Annotated in this window: 15 protein-coding genes and 1 pseudogene; 11 read left to right on the forward strand and 5 right to left on the reverse strand. The window is 42.6% G+C overall.

Annotated elements, in window-relative coordinates; genetic code table 11:
• Positions 1-7 precede the first annotated feature (7 nt).
• Positions 8-1738, forward strand: coding sequence for a DUF3466 family protein (locus tag ACLIIY_RS06820; protein ID WP_434528380.1), 1731 nt, complete (start codon positions 8-10; stop codon positions 1736-1738).
• Between the two features lie 171 nt (positions 1739-1909).
• Positions 1910-2083: a ribosome modulation factor gene (gene rmf / locus ACLIIY_RS06825; RefSeq protein ID WP_005532367.1), complete on the forward strand. Its 174-nt coding sequence runs from the start codon at positions 1910-1912 to the stop codon at positions 2081-2083.
• A 141-nt stretch (positions 2084-2224) separates the two neighbouring features.
• On the opposite strand, the gene fabA is transcribed toward rmf, so the two are convergent.
• Together fabA and ACLIIY_RS06835 are read right to left on the reverse strand one after the other, a co-directional pair.
• Positions 2225-2740 (reverse strand): bifunctional 3-hydroxydecanoyl-ACP dehydratase/trans-2-decenoyl-ACP isomerase, encoded by a 516-nt coding sequence (gene fabA, locus ACLIIY_RS06830; RefSeq protein ID WP_005440057.1) that lies wholly within the window; start codon positions 2738-2740, stop codon positions 2225-2227.
• Between the two features lie 70 nt (positions 2741-2810).
• Positions 2811-4451, reverse strand: a complete 1641-nt coding sequence (locus ACLIIY_RS06835; protein ID WP_434528381.1) for a S16 family serine protease — start codon at positions 4449-4451, stop codon at positions 2811-2813.
• 211 nt (positions 4452-4662) lie between these two features.
• On the opposite strand from ACLIIY_RS06835, the gene matP reads away from it, so the two are divergent.
• From matP to ACLIIY_RS06860, 5 genes and pseudogenes are all read left to right on the forward strand, one after another.
• Positions 4663-5112, forward strand: coding sequence for a macrodomain Ter protein MatP (gene matP, locus ACLIIY_RS06840; RefSeq protein ID WP_005440054.1), 450 nt, complete (start codon positions 4663-4665; stop codon positions 5110-5112).
• A 10-nt stretch (positions 5113-5122) separates the two neighbouring features.
• Positions 5123-5434: a DUF3634 family protein gene (locus tag ACLIIY_RS06845; RefSeq protein WP_009706121.1), complete on the forward strand. Its 312-nt coding sequence runs from the start codon at positions 5123-5125 to the stop codon at positions 5432-5434.
• A gap of 115 nt (positions 5435-5549) precedes the next feature.
• A complete protein-coding gene (locus tag ACLIIY_RS06850; RefSeq protein WP_038894164.1) occupies positions 5550-5873 on the forward strand; it encodes a hypothetical protein in 324 nt (107 codons plus the stop codon).
• A 130-nt stretch (positions 5874-6003) separates the two neighbouring features.
• A complete protein-coding gene (locus tag ACLIIY_RS06855) occupies positions 6004-7218 on the forward strand; it encodes an HDOD domain-containing protein (RefSeq protein ID WP_434528382.1) in 1215 nt (404 codons plus the stop codon).
• Positions 7219-7660: 442 nt separating this feature from the next.
• A pseudogene (locus tag ACLIIY_RS06860) lies at positions 7661-7852 on the forward strand (DUF3693 domain-containing protein); the annotation flags it as partial.
• 168 nt (positions 7853-8020) lie between these two features.
• On the opposite strand, the gene ACLIIY_RS06865 reads toward ACLIIY_RS06860, so the two are convergent.
• From ACLIIY_RS06865 to ACLIIY_RS06875, 3 genes are all read right to left on the reverse strand, one after another.
• Positions 8021-9751, reverse strand: a complete 1731-nt coding sequence (locus ACLIIY_RS06865) for a response regulator (protein ID WP_434528383.1) — start codon at positions 9749-9751, stop codon at positions 8021-8023.
• Positions 9741-10928 carry an FIST signal transduction protein gene (locus ACLIIY_RS06870; protein WP_434528384.1) on the reverse strand — a complete coding sequence of 396 codons (1188 nt, stop codon included), beginning with the start codon at positions 10926-10928 and terminating at the stop codon, positions 9741-9743. Before ACLIIY_RS06870 ends, ACLIIY_RS06865 begins: the two co-directional genes overlap by 11 nt.
• 113 nt (positions 10929-11041) lie before the next feature.
• Positions 11042-11398 (reverse strand): hypothetical protein, encoded by a 357-nt coding sequence (locus ACLIIY_RS06875; protein ID WP_039840888.1) that lies wholly within the window; start codon positions 11396-11398, stop codon positions 11042-11044.
• A gap of 256 nt (positions 11399-11654) precedes the next feature.
• Between ACLIIY_RS06875 and ccoN the strand changes: the two genes are divergently transcribed.
• Genes ccoN through ccoP form a run of 4 tightly spaced genes read left to right on the forward strand, consistent with a single transcriptional unit; the run spans position 11655 to position 14875 of the window.
• Positions 11655-13082 carry a cytochrome-c oxidase, cbb3-type subunit I gene (ccoN, locus tag ACLIIY_RS06880; RefSeq protein ID WP_009706109.1) on the forward strand — a complete coding sequence of 476 codons (1428 nt, stop codon included), beginning with the start codon at positions 11655-11657 and terminating at the stop codon, positions 13080-13082.
• A gap of 12 nt (positions 13083-13094) precedes the next feature.
• Positions 13095-13715, forward strand: coding sequence for a cytochrome-c oxidase, cbb3-type subunit II (ccoO, locus tag ACLIIY_RS06885; RefSeq protein ID WP_005441610.1), 621 nt, complete (start codon positions 13095-13097; stop codon positions 13713-13715).
• A gap of 9 nt (positions 13716-13724) precedes the next feature.
• Positions 13725-13901, forward strand: coding sequence for a cbb3-type cytochrome oxidase subunit 3 (locus ACLIIY_RS06890; RefSeq protein ID WP_009706108.1), 177 nt, complete (start codon positions 13725-13727; stop codon positions 13899-13901).
• On the forward strand, positions 13901-14875 hold the full coding sequence (gene ccoP, locus ACLIIY_RS06895) for a cytochrome-c oxidase, cbb3-type subunit III (RefSeq protein ID WP_005441609.1): 975 nt from the start codon (positions 13901-13903) through the stop codon (positions 14873-14875). Before ACLIIY_RS06890 ends, ccoP begins: the two co-directional genes overlap by 1 nt.
• The last annotated feature ends 6 nt before the right edge of the window (positions 14876-14881 follow it).

The following is a 14881-nucleotide window of genomic DNA, read 5'->3' on the forward strand; positions in this document are numbered from 1 at the left end:
GAATTCAATGAATTGTAGTAACAAATTCAAATTAACCGCCGTCGCGATGATGGTTGGTACAGCAATGAATGCTAATGCAGCATTGTATCAAGTTATTGAAGTAGAACCGGAGTCAAACGGTGATGTCGTTAATTACGAGACCGCTTATGGCGTTGCGATTCAGCAAGGTGATGTTCAGGATGTAAGCACTGGTTCACCGTTTGTCCATGGTTGTTTTGATTCTGCAGCTGGTTGTACGCCGGAACAATTTAAATTGGCGATGGAAACTCGCACAACGGCTATATCAGCAGGAGAAGCTGTTGATGGTGTTAGCTACCGTGAAGAAGTCCCATTCGCGATGGACTCAGGTTTTTATTATGTACAAGAATACGATGATTTCGAACGCTACTGCTACAACGAGCGTCGTTACTCAACGTGTGAATCTTGGGCTTACGTTCATTGGCAACCATGGGGCAAAGAGTTAAGCAAAGACTTCACGACAAATGCACTAGCGTTTGTTGAAGGTGACTCAAATGCTTACGATAACAAATACAACAATGTTATTAATAGCCTTACTGACGACGGCAAGCCAGTTGGTAATCAAAGTGTAGTTAGCGATGCTGACTCTTCTGAACTGGAAACTCGAAATACTGTTGTTGCACCAGTGGTGCCTACGATAGTTCCGAGTGATGAAGACGCAACTGTTGTAGCGAGCCGAGCATGGCGTACTGACGGCACATTTACAGTGGGCAGCATTTCTGAGCAAGCGACTAACGATAATGGTACGCACCACACCTCAAAAGCGGCAATTTGGGATGCATCCGGCACGGTAAGTCAGGTTGATTGGCCTAGTAATACTGCAAAAGACGGCGAGCGCTTAGCTCAAGGTAGTATGCGTGGTGTTATTGAAGATGGAAGTACTGTATACGGCGTCGGTTACAATACTTACTCAGATGACAACTACATGAATGCGACTGTATTTGTAGGTCAGTTGACAACACCTGGTGACATAACGGGCGTTGAATGGACTAACAAACAAGTTAGTGGTGCGCAGCAGCGTATTGATGGTGATACAGTCCACTCAAACTCCCGTTTAACGGATGTTAACTCTAACTTTGTCGCGATTGGTGAAGCCAAGCGATCAGGCGCTTATTTGATGCCAACAGGTTCTGCACCAAATCGTCTTTTTGTTGTTGAAGACGTAAGGAAAGACTCTGTTGCTGCAGAATATCCAACCACAGGTATTTTCTTCAGTGGTGCAGGCGGTCACATGGGAGCGATTAACTCGTACAACGAGATCGTTGGTCAATTAGACGCTGAAACAACTCGTGAAGATGAAGGTAAACCTCGTCGTAAACGCGGATTTATCTATCCATATGCACTTGGTGGAGAAGTTAGCGACCGTGCTAAAGAAATCTTCGATGGCAAAGCATGGTTCTTGGATAACCTGACGAATGGTGGAGATTTCTCTGCTGACAACAACGCGTTCCGCATCATTAATGCGACAGACATTAACGACGCTGGCGTTATCTCAGCAACCGCAATGAAGTGTGAAGGTGGGTACAAGAGTACTGACCATAACGCGTCTTGTGATGGTACTGAAAAGATCGTTGCCGTTAAGTTGATGCCTATTGCCGGTGCTACTTCGGCAGATATCCAACAGAGAAGTATCGAAGACGAGGCTTCTGAGCGCGAAGGTGCTGGCCTTGGTTGGTTGGCTTTGACCATGCTTGGCTTGTTCGGGTTCCGTAGAAAATAGTCAGTAATTTTTAAATCAAGCAGAGGCTCACAGAAATGAACCTCTGCTTTTTTTATGCCTTGAGAAAACGCGCAATTTGATCGATTCTTATAAGTGGAGTCATAAAAACTCCATCAAAGTTTCACAGTAACAGTAGTACGTTTGTAAATGGACCTGTATGAGGAATTAACTATGAAGAGACAAAAGCGTGATCGCCTAGAACGAGCTCAATCTCAAGGCTATAAAGCTGGGTTGAATGGAAGGTCTCAAGAGGCTTGCCCATATCAACAAATTGACGCTCGGTCGTATTGGTTAGGTGGTTGGCGTGATGCCAGAGATGAAAAACAATCTGGTCTCTACAAATAACTCTCCACATACAAACATAAGGATTTGAAAGGGCTCGTTAAGAGCCTTTTCTGCGTTTGGTAGATAGGAGTATAGGTATCTAGATAAAGATAAAGAAAAGGCCCCTTAAAGGAGCCTTCTAAAATAATTCAGAGTAGGAGACTAGAAGCTTGAAGTGTCTTGGAACAAGCCCACTTTCAGATCTTTTGCTACGTAGATTTCTTTGCCATCTACACAAACACGACCATCAGCTAGACCCATTACCAATTTACGGTTAACGACACGCTTCATGTGGATCTCATAAGTCACTTTTTTCGCTGTTGGTAGGATCTGACCAGTAAATTTCACTTCGCCAACCCCTAGAGCACGGCCTTTACCTTTACCGCCAACCCAACCTAGGAAGAAACCAACAAGCTGCCACATTGCATCAAGGCCAAGACAGCCAGGCATTACTGGGTCGCCAGGGAAGTGACAGTCGAAGAACCAAAGGTCTGGAGTAATGTCCAACTCTGCTAGGATCAAACCTTTACCGAAATCACCTTCAGTCTCAGACATTTTTGTAATGCGGTCCATCATCAACATGTTTGGTGCTGGTAGCTGAGGACCTTGTGGCCAAAGTTCACCTTGGCTGGAAGCTAGAAGATCGTCGCGGTTGTAAGAATCACGTTTGTTTTGCATTATCAATTACTCCAATTTTTGATAGCTGCATCTTAGTGAACACGTGTACGCTAAACAACTCCGATCAGTACTAGACAAACCAGTTTTTGATGCGCTCCACAATTCCGACTGGATGCTCATGTCTTTCAAAGTTTTCAATACGTTCAGCAATTTTACCGATGATGCTATCGTCTTCACCACGGAACGGTTTAGACATCAGAATAGGAATCGCCTCATCAACAGTAGAAACTGACCAAATATGGAACTCACCATTCTTAATACTTTTTATGACATCTTTATGTAAAGCGAGATGTTTTAGGTTGGATTTAGGCATAATTACGCCTTGCTCACCTGTAAAGCCTTGGTGTTTACATACTTGGTAAAAGCCTTCAATCTTCTCGTTCAAACCGCCAACGGCCTGTACGCGACCAAATTGGTCTACCGCGCCAGTAACAGCGATCTGCTGGTTGACCGGAGATTCAGATAGGGCACTCACCAAACAACAAAGCTCTGCTAACGAGGCGCTGTCTCCGTCGACTTCACTGTATGATTGTTCGAATACGATCGATGCAGAGTAAGGCAGAGGTTCATCTAGGTTCAGAGCAGAACTCACAAACGCTTGCATAATCATCATGCCTTTAGCATGCAGGTTGCCACCAAGCTCTGCTTTACGTTCAACATCTGAGATATCACCATCACCGAAGTGAATAACACAGGAAATACGTGCAGGTTCACCATAAGAGACAGGGTGTCCAGCCATATCAATGACAGTGAGACCATTAATTTGACCGACTTGCTCGCCAGTTGTTTCAATGATCACTTGTCCATCAAGGATATCGTCTACTGCGCGTTGTGGTAGGTACGATTCACGATAATATTTGTCATCAATTGCCTTATCAATATCATCGAATTCGATCACAGAAGCATTTGAATACTGACTAGCAAGAGCCAGCAATTGGCTGTGCCACATTACTCCAAGTGGTAAATAGTGTTGATCTTCGGTGTAACGCATACCAGCGAGAATAAGTCTTCTAAACGCTTGAGAGCTCAACGCAGGGTATTGATAGCGTTGACATACCCAATTCACTAGACCGATGTAACTACGGAGGCTTTCTTCGGAAAGATGGATATCTTCTTCAACCTCGGTATACATGGTAATTCCAGCCGAGAAGTCTTCGTCAATGTACTCAATTTCCGCTAACTGATTGCGATCCCCCGTTATAACAAGCTTTACGTCGTACTCTTGGCTGCCTAGCGGAGAAGACGCGATACGATTAGGTGTCAAATTGGCCGGTGCAAAGCTTCCACCTTGAATAGCTGCTTTAATACTTGGCCATCGAGCAGCATTCGCCAAAACTAAGTTTGCTGGAACAATAAGGTAACCACCATGTGCTTTGGCGATTAAACCTGATTCAAATGTTGTTTGCCCATCTAGATTGACGCTATAACGATCGAACAGCTCTTTTGCGTCCAATGATTCTGTAACAATGACAGGAGTATCAGTTGTCACTTGCAAAGCGTCACGGATAAATCCGCGATAAACCGAGTTGTCCGTGCAGTTAACTAGCAGTATGCGAGTTAGGCCTCTCACATTGACGAATCGACGGATAGTCGCTTCCAGTCTTGGTTGTAAATCAATAAAGGACTTTAGCGGGAGTGAAAGAGCGTTGCTCAGAATTTCTTCGTACTGCTCAAAAGAGGGGGTGACATCTTGCCAGTTAACTTGGTTCATTCAAATTCATCGTAATTTAGTCTTGTGCGCATTATAGCGAAACGATGATCAACTCCCTAGTAACAATTTGACCTATCCAAAAATTCTGCAAATTCAGTTGATTAAACCTTCGACAAATAAGTGATCAACATCGATACTTTTATGAGTTTTAATTGCTGAATCTGTGCATCTGGGTTACGCTGTCACCATATGCGCATTAAGGGTCGGAAGGATGAAATATCAGCAGCTTGAGAATTTAGAATGTGGTTGGAAATGGAAGTACCTCATCAAAAAATGGAAAGATGGTGAAGCCATCACTCGATACATTGATACGAGTGAAGCTGATGCTGCTATTGCCGAACTACGCAAGTTAGAGCATGAGCCAACACAAGTGCTAACTTGGATAGAAAATCACATGTCAGAAGAGCTTGATAATAAGCTCAAACAGGCAATTCGAGCAAAGCGTAAACGTCACTTCAATGCTGAGCAAGTACACACGAAAAAGAAATCAATTGATCTTGATTACCGAGTGTGGGAAAAGCTCTCAAACCGAGCTAATGAGTTAGGGTGTACATTATCAGACGCCATCGAATACCTTTTATCAGAAGCTTCACGAAGTGAGAAAGCGAGTATGAAGGTATCATCTTTGAAAGAAGATTTGAGTAAATTGTTGTCCAGCTAAGGAGTATCAAATGCTTTATGTAATATTGATTGCTGCTGTTGTCATTTTTTGGCTTATCGCTGTAGATAGACCCGTCTTAAAGGTAAAATTCGAGAAAGGGCACATATCTAACGTGAAAGGTCATATTCCACCTTCTTTTAAACACAACCTGCAAGACATCGCTGAGCATGACCCCTTTGATGGTGAGATGAAAGTCTACAATCAACGTACTGGTATGCGTTTAACTTTCTCTAAAGAGGTCCCTAAGAAAGTCCAACAGCGTATTAGAAACGTATTCCCTCACCAAGGTTTTAAGTCGACTAAAGGCAAAAAACGAGCTTAAGCATACTATCAGTTACTTGTTCATGTTAAACGGGGCGCATTAATTGCGCCCCGTTTTTATATTAACTAAGTCAGTGAGTTAGAGTTTTAGCTTTGACTAACTAAAAGGTAACTCTATGCGATACACTGTCACGTTTTTGCTCGTGTTATTTAGTACATCTGTTGCTAAAGCTGACGACTCACAGACCAATCCCGTAGCGAACAAAATCAAAATAGAACTTCAAAAGAAAACCAACAGAAAGTTTGATGGTTATTACGGTTATTGTGACTTGATGATTGAAATGGAGCACAAAGGCAAGAGCGCCAAGATCAAAAAAGTAAACGGAAGTGGCGATAAACGCGTATGCCAGTTCGCTAAGTCAAATGTGAAAATTGGAAAACGTTATCGCTATAAATTCTCTGAAAAGTACATACGATTACACATAACAACGGGGGATTAGTATTTGCTAATTACATTTCGATAAGTTCGAATCATTTATAACTGGAATTAATATCACATTTCGTTTACTGCATGTGGCTTTATAGATAAACTTGCCGACAGGAAAATAAAACAACGTTAGGAATATCAGTTTGTTGCTCACACAAAAAAATTACACACAAGAAGCAATGGACATCGCAGCCAAAGTATCGAAAGAAGTAGAACTTAGGCATGCAAAATGGCTAGCAAGCATGAACCACCAAGTGGACCAGTCACAGGTGGACAAGCTTCTCAGTTTACAAGGACGCTATTGCGACGACGTCATCTTCAGTGAGGAAGAGCGAGTTACACGTAACCAAAGAATACTTCTCATGTGTGAACAAGAGAGAGTAAAAGAAAAGCGGCAGGTTGTTGAAGATAGGCAGAAAACACTGCAAACAGTGATCAATGACGTATCTAAAGTTGCCGAGCGAATGTTAGGGAAAAAGCTAGAAGCTCTACCTATTGATAAATTATCTAGCAACCTACCAGCATTTGAACAATTCGCATCATTTGCCTATACGCCATCTCTGAGCCTGAGAAAACTGACTGATTTAGCCAACAACAGTCATCAGTTAAGTTCAACAATCGCTGATCTCATTGAAAACTCGAGGCTACGTGAACGAGGCAGCGCGGCAAAGAACAACTCAGATGTTCGAATTGCGATCGGTCGCATAGGAGTTGAGAATTGCCGCAAGTTATTCCCAGTATTGATGGCGCGTCCAATGATGAGATGGTCAGACAATAATACTAAGGTTCTTACTCCGAAGTTTTGGCAACAATTGGTTTTAACCGCCAACATCACCAAGATGCGATTGAATGAAACTGATGTTCCTGACCCCGATTGCGGAGTTTTAATCGGAACGCTTCGAAGTCTCGGCAGTATCGTGCTCATTAATCATTTCACCGACACGTTTGAAGATGCACTCATTGAAGTCATGCTGAATTACAGAAAGACTAACCGGAAAGATGAGTACTACGCGTGTGCTGATGTCCGACCCAATTCAGCGTTCTTACCTAAAGTCATTGTCGATATGGAAGCGCTGGTGACGAAACGACTTGTGGAAAACTTCAACTGGCCGAAAAATGTAGAACATATTAAAGTCGCGATTCTAGAGGACATAGAAAATAAACCTGTCTTAGAACGCAGCGTATATGGTGCAGCTTTGGCACAGGCTAGGGCATATGCAATCTACGATAACTTATCAAGAAGTGAAGTGTTTACGGAAAAGCACAAACCATTTTGGTTTGCTAACGTTCAAATATCTGGAGAAGCGTTATCATCCATTAGAATGAGCGCCCCAGGAAAGATGACTCTTTTGATGTAAAAGAGTTACGACGTCACATGCGTTTATAGCGACCGCGTTTGGTCGCTTTTTATTGCCTGAAAAAGAGAAATCCACAGATTATAAATCCGAGTTCGTTAGTTTTTAAAAATGACCAAACCCTCAGTGACAATGTCACTTAAAGAAATAAGCAATGTTAGAAGAACTGACGCCAAGTTTTAAAATTATGACGGAGCTACTGAAAGCATGTTTCTAAGGCGATGGATTACCAAGGTGCTTCCAGAATCTTGAAATTGTTCACTGACGTGAGTGACGCAACATAGGACGTGAAAAACAAAGTGCATCTCCAAACATCTCCGATGAAACGCAATAACTACTAAAAGAACAGATAGAGAATAAGTTGACTAAACAAACTAGTGCAAGATTAGCATAAGAACAAAGAACTAGAACAATTGGTAAATTAGATTTAGTGAAACACAAAACAGAAACAAAGCTGTTAGGTTGTCACGCTGATCGCAACGAGAATCCACAGATAAAAGCTGTATGGGAAGGCATAGCAAAAAAGTATAACGGACTTGGATTAGCAGGAATTTCAATGGCTTGTGGTGGTTTGGCTATGGTGATTTCGAGTCCGTCAGAATCATTATTACAGTGCGCATTATATGTGTTATGTTAAATAAAATATACACGTACGCCAATTCTTCTCTAGTTTGGTCTCCTATCCCTCTCAAATTTTAAAATACAGCGCTTTTTGTTGGTGTTATTAAACATAATGGTGATTTACCATAAAATACTTAATATAGATCTTAATAATCTTACGATTGTTAAGATCTATATTAATGCGCTACGCGAGTTCTACTAGTGATTGGATTGCTTCATAGATATCTTGTCTTCTAACTGGCTTCGAAACAAAACCGTCCATGCCAGCTTTCATGCATGTGATTTTGTCACTCTCAAGCGCATGCGCGGTCAAAGCAATGATTGGTGTGCTGATTCCTTTTTGTCTGATCAACCTTGTTGCTGTTATCCCATCCATTACTGGCATTGAAACGTCCATTAAAATGATATCGATACTTTGCCGTTGTTCTTCCAAGAACGCTAAAGCTTCTGCACCATTACTGGCGATAAAAACGTTATGCCCAAGCTTGTTTAAAATAAGCTTAATGACTAGTTGGTTTGATTCAGTGTCTTCTACGACAAGAAGATTCATCGCTTTTGATGGATGATTTTGCTCTATCTTTACGGGCCTTTCTTGATTATTCCTGGTTAACACGGGAATCTTGATTTTGAAATGTGAGCCAACGTTCTCTTCACTTTTTACGCTGATTGTTCCGCGCATCATCTCAACCAGATGTTTGGTTATAGCGAGCCCCAAACCAGTACCACCAAACCTGCGTGTTATTGAACTGTCACCTTGATGAAAAGCCGTGAAAAGATGGCCAATCTTAGCTTTTGGAATTCCGATGCCGGTATCAGCAACAGAAATAATAAGCTCGCTATCTTTTTCAATCACAGAGATATCGATGCCACCAAAGTCAGTAAATTTGCTTGCGTTGCCAATCAAGTTAAAGAGAATTTGAGACAAGCGTGTTGAATCAATCCAATATTGCTTGTTTTTATCAAGGTTACAATCGAACTCAAAACTCAAATTCTTAGCTGTAGCTACTTGTTTTTGTTGAGAAATAATGAGAGTTACGGCGTCACTTAAATCAGTCCACTGTTCATTCAAATGAAAGCTACCCGACTCTATTTTTGACAAGTCTAGAATATCGCTAATGATTGCCAGAAGCAGATCAGCTGAGCGCTCCATCTGATTGAGAACTTCTGATTGGTCTTCGGTTAGAGTCGATTGTCTCAATATATCGAGCATGCCTAAAACCGAGTTTAATGGAGTTCGAATCTCATGGCTCATCATGGCCAGGAACTCGGACTTAGATTGGTTTGCTCTTTCCGCTTCTTCTCTTGCTTTTGCAAGTTGCGAGGTGCGGACTTCTACGATACGTTGTAACTTTTCTTTAGTTTCAATATCGATAACAGCCCTTTCAATCAAAGGTCTGAAACGTCGGAGCGTCTCTTTGTTTTCAATACTGAAATGCCCTTTTTGAGCGCCGACAAGTATGATGATCGTTTGCGTTACTTCAGACCTAATGCCAGTTAAGAGCATGGAACTTACCTGACTTTTTATAAAGGAGTTTAGGCTCTCAAACTCCTTTAAACGCATAGGTTCGAACAGCAAAATACACTCGCCATTAAGCGCTCGCTCTGTCGCGTTACCTTGTAACCAATTTACCCTATCAAATACACTATTGGTTGATAAAAGAGTCTTGAAACTTTGGCGATTGCTGTCACGTGTGATTACGATAAAGTCATCAAAATCAATATACTTTTTCAGAACATTGTTCAGCCCTGAAAAAATCTCATGCCGGTTTCTGGCTTCACTCATTGCCGAAATTGCAGATAAGATTGCTTTGTTCTCGTCTGCTAGTAATTTCTCTCTTTGCCTCGCTTCTTTTAGCTCGACAAGTGCCTCTTGTAACGCTTCTTGTTGGTATATCTCTAAATATTTATCTTTCATAAGGTTTATGGAAAATTGCTGAAGATATCATCAAGTTTCCATGTCCATTTTCGCCACCTATAAATCTTCCTTGCTCACCAAAAGTAAACGGGCAAATAAAAGGTAGGTTCTCTAATTCCTGGTTAATTTGTTCACAAACACTATTAATATCCTGCTTTAAGTGCAGCATAGGACCTGCACAAAAGATATTGATCACCCCTATTTTTCGAGACTCTTCTAACTTTTGATTAAAAGCCGCGTTCACCACTCTGGCCGCTCTAGCCACGAGGTGCTGGCGACTTCCTTGCATGAGGGTTAACACTTCACCTTCTTCAATATTTGTGAAAAGCTCGATACCACCCTGCTCTGTTTCTCTTATTGGGTGAGACAGCTTGTAGTAAGGCCTATCGTAAAGGTGCCCTGCAATGCGCCCCAAAGGGTAAGCACTAGAGTTTGTAAATAGAAAGCTTTCTTCATCGGATTGCGTTTCTTGATGATTGGTCCACTTACGGTAGACATCTAATGCAGGTTGGTTGTCTATTTCTAAAAGGCAGCGCCCTTTCGTTTTTGTTGCGATGCCAGTAATGCCTGTTGGTGAGTGCCCCGCGCTAAAAGCGATATCAACTGGTTGGGATGAATAGAATAGTGTCAAACTAACACCGTTCTGCTCGTATCCTTGTGAAGTGATTACAGACCAATTCCCTTTCACATTATTGTCGGCTGACGAACCGCCAATAATGGGAACCAAAGTGCCAAAGCGTTCATCGATACATTCAATAATTGATTCTTCATTTCCCGGGGTTGCGTGAAGAAGGATCAGATTCGGCACTTCACCTACGCGATTTGCATGAAGAAGCGCCATATTAAGTGCGTCATCAACATTTGTTTCTATATTATCCCCATAGGTTGCAATGCCCGTCCCATATGCGTGCTGACCGGAATCATAAATCGCAAGTACTGCAATAACAGGCCCTTGATGGTACCCATGATTGGTCATGATAGCTTGACACGAACTAGCTCCGTGGACGGTTACCTCAGGAAAGAGTTCAACGAACGCGTTTTGGATTTTTCTGAAATCATACTCCTCTGTGTAATAACAGATGAGATGGGACAAGTTGTCCGGACTCAACTCAGAGCGAAATTTCTCTATTGCTAAACATTCATCAGTAATATGAGTAAATAATGATTGGCACTGCATACGGTTTTATTATTGTTTATCACTTTACTGTTATACCATTGCGAAAATTAAGCGCTAGGCAAGAAAGTATTAATTGCACAAAGAAGATACAATTATCTCGCGTCAGATCTGATTTATAAATGAACTCGGACAATATTTTCGTTTATTTTGAGATTAATTGCTTTTGTCTCAGAAATAGCGCTCCAATCAATCTCCTTATATTTATCATCTAAGTTAATAAAATTGCCAGATTGATTTAGATCAATTTTTACACTATCAGTTTCCGAGCTTTCAATCGAAAATCCTTCTGAAGCCTTGTTTATAGTGATCTTTGCTACCCCAATTGTTACATCACATCGCTGTTTTTGTGAACAATCGACCTCTCTATCTTGCTCATAAGTAAAGGTGCGCCAGAAAAAGGCACCGATTAAAAGACTGAGCATGATTAAGATTTGTGCAAGTCTTGCCTTTGTTAACTTTTGTGCAGCCATAATTCCTAATATCCTTGTTACAAACTTCAAACTTTTTAAATAAAAAATGATTTCCAGAGGCCTTGTAAGGTTACTACTCTGTCATTGAATTGTTAATTCAAGTATAGTGTCACGCTGAAAATGCCACTTTTTATTAAAGTCAGCAATGGAAATAAAGTGATGATAACACTTGAATTCTAGAGTTTACTTGGGTGGTGTTACGACGCAAGTCGTGTTGGAAGTAAAGTGTAGTTAATTAGAAATTGGAAGCATGCAAATGAGCCAAGTAAAGCAGCTTGAACAAAACTACAACTATACAGTCGTTCGCCAATTTACCCTTGTGACCATTTTATGGGGCATAGTTGGTATGGCTGTTGGTGTTTTGATTGCCGCTCAGTTAGTTTGGCCACAGCTAAACTTTGATACGCCGTGGTTGACGTACAGTCGTTTACGTCCATTGCATACTAATGCGGTAATTTTTGCGTTTGGTACCAGTGCCCTGTTCGCGACATCTTATTATGTTGTTCAGCGCACCTGTCAAACTCGTCTTTTTGGTGGCCCACTCGTTGCCTTCACCTTTTGGGGTTGGCAAGCAATCATCTTAGCCGCAGCAATCACCCTACCTCTAGGTTTAACCTCTGGTAAGGAATATGCTGAGCTAGAATGGCCAATCGATATCGCAATCGCGATTGTATGGGTGTCTTACGCGGTCGTGTTCTTCGGAACATTGGTCAAACGTAATACCTCTCACATCTACGTGGCTAACTGGTTCTTCGGTGCCTTTATCCTCACAGTAGCAGTACTTCACATCGTGAACAGCATGGCTATCCCTGTGTCACTTGGTAAATCTTACTCGATTTACTCTGGTGCAGTGGATGCGATGGTTCAATGGTGGTATGGACACAATGCGGTAGGTTTCCTACTAACCGCTGGTTTCCTAGGTATGATGTACTACTTTGTCCCTAAACAAGCTGAACGTCCTGTTTACTCTTACCGTTTATCTATCGTTCACTTTTGGGCACTGATCTCTCTATACATTTGGGCTGGCCCTCACCACCTGCATTACACAGCACTACCAGACTGGACTCAGTCTCTAGGTATGGTGATGTCTTTGGTTCTATTCGCTCCTTCTTGGGGTGGTATGATCAACGGTATTATGACGCTGTCTGGCGCATGGCATAAGCTTCGCTACGACCCTATCCTGCGCTTCCTAATTGTTTCATTGTCTTTCTACGGTATGTCTACTTTCGAAGGCCCAATGATGTCAATCAAGACTGTAAACGCGCTATCGCACTACACAGACTGGACCATTGGTCACGTTCACTCCGGTGCATTAGGTTGGGTTGCAATGGTTTCAATTGGTTCTGTATACCACCTTGTTCCACGTCTATTTGGTCAAGAGCGCATGTACTCTGTAAGTCTAATCAACGTTCACTTCTGGTTGGCGACTATTGGTACTGTTCTTTACATCGTAGCAATGTGGATCTCTGGTGTAATGCAAGGCCTAATGTGGCGCGCAGTTAACTCTGACGGCACACTAACTTACAGCTTTGTTGAATCTGTAGAAGCATCTTACCCGTTCTACTTCGTACGTTTCCTAGGTGGTTTCATCTTCCTATTCGGTATGTTCTTAATGGCATACAACACGTACAAGACGGTAACTGCACCTAAAGAAAGCCTAAAAGCTATCCCTCAACCGGCATAAGGAGATTAAAGAATGAGTAATAATTCGAATAATCGCCACGAAATCCTAGAACGTAATGTCGGTTTGTTGGCAATTTTCATCGTCTTTGCAATCAGTTGGGGTGCGCTTGTAGAAATCACTCCTCTGATTTTCCAGAAGCAAACGACGGAGCCTGTAGAAAACCTACGTGCTTATACTCCTCTGGAAATGGAAGGTCGTGACATCTACATCCGTGAAGGTTGTAACGTTTGTCACAGTCAGATGATTCGTCCTTTCCGCTCTGAAACAGAGCGCTACGGTCACTACTCTGTTGCTGGTGAAAGCGTTTGGGAACACCCATTCCTATGGGGTTCTAAGCGTACTGGTCCAGACTTGGCTCGTGTAGGCGGACGTTACTCTGACGAATGGCATCGTGTTCACCTTATTGATCCACGTGAGCTAGTACCTGAATCAAACATGCCTGGTTTCCCTTGGCTTGAAGAGAACGTACTAGACGGCAAACTAACGCAGAAGAAACTAGAAATCTTCCGCAATCAGTTTGGTGTTCCGTACACGGATGAACAAATCGCGAATGCGGCTAAAGAAGTAGAAGGTAAAACAGAGATGGATGCAATCATCGCTTACCTTCAGTCTCTTGGTCATGCAATGAAGTAAGGGGGTCACATGGATTTCGGTACAATTCATAGTATTTATACCGTTGTACTCTTCGCGAGTTTTATTGGCATCGTTTGGTGGGCATTTGGTAAGAAGCGTAAAGCACGCTTCGAGGAAGATGCTAACTTGGTGTTTGCCGACGAAGAGCAAAAAACGACCCCAAATAACCAAGGAGTGAAGAAGTAATGACTACATTCTGGAGTCTCTGGATTATCGTGATTACTGTCGGTACGCTGGTAGGCTGTGCGATTCTCCTTACTTGGTGCGCAAAAGATAAAATGGGCGTCGAGGAAGGGGAAGACATGGGCCACGAGTACGATGGTATTCGCGAGCTTAACAACCCTCTACCTAAATGGTGGACATACTTATTTGTGAGCACATTTGTGTTTGCAGCTGTATATCTGACCTTATTTCCAGGTCTAGGCAGCTTTAAAGGTGTCCTTAACTGGCAGAGTTCAGATCAAACCGTACGTACGTTGGAAGAATCAAAAGAAGCCATCGCACGAGCACAAGAAAACAAACAACTTAACCAATACGCTAAAGAGCTTGATGATGCTGATGCTTACTTCGGTGAAGCATTCCGCGCACTTGCTCACAACGCAGATGGTCTACGCCCTATCCCTGAGATTGCGCAAGACCCTGAAGCGATTAAAGTTGGTCAGCGTTTGTTCCTACAGAACTGTTCGCAATGTCACGGTTCTGATGCTCGTGGTCAGACAGGTTTCCCTAACCTAACTGATGACGCATGGTTATATGGCGGTGAGCCAGCGGCTATCGTGACTACTATCATGCAAGGCCGTATCGGTCAGATGCCAGCGTGGAAAGATGCACTTGGCGAACAAGGTGTTCAAGAAGTTGTAAGCTACACGCTAAGCCTGTCTGGTCGTAAGGTGAATGCTCGTGAAGCAGAAGCTGGTAAAGCTCGCTTTGTCGTGTGTGCAGCTTGTCACGGCACGGATGGTAAAGGTAACCCTGCTGTGGGCGCACCTGACCTAACTGACCAAGACTGGTTATTCGGCGATTCACGCGCTGCAGTAACAGAAACAGTTATGAACGGTCGCTCTGGTGTGATGCCAGCTTGGAAGGACATTCTAGGCGAAGACAAAGTTCAACTTGTCGCGGCATACGTCTGGAGTTTAAGCAACTCTGACAATAAGTAACATTTC

Source organism: Vibrio sp. K4 (assembly GCF_051122595.1).
GTDB lineage: Bacteria > Pseudomonadota > Gammaproteobacteria > Enterobacterales > Vibrionaceae > Vibrio > Vibrio owensii.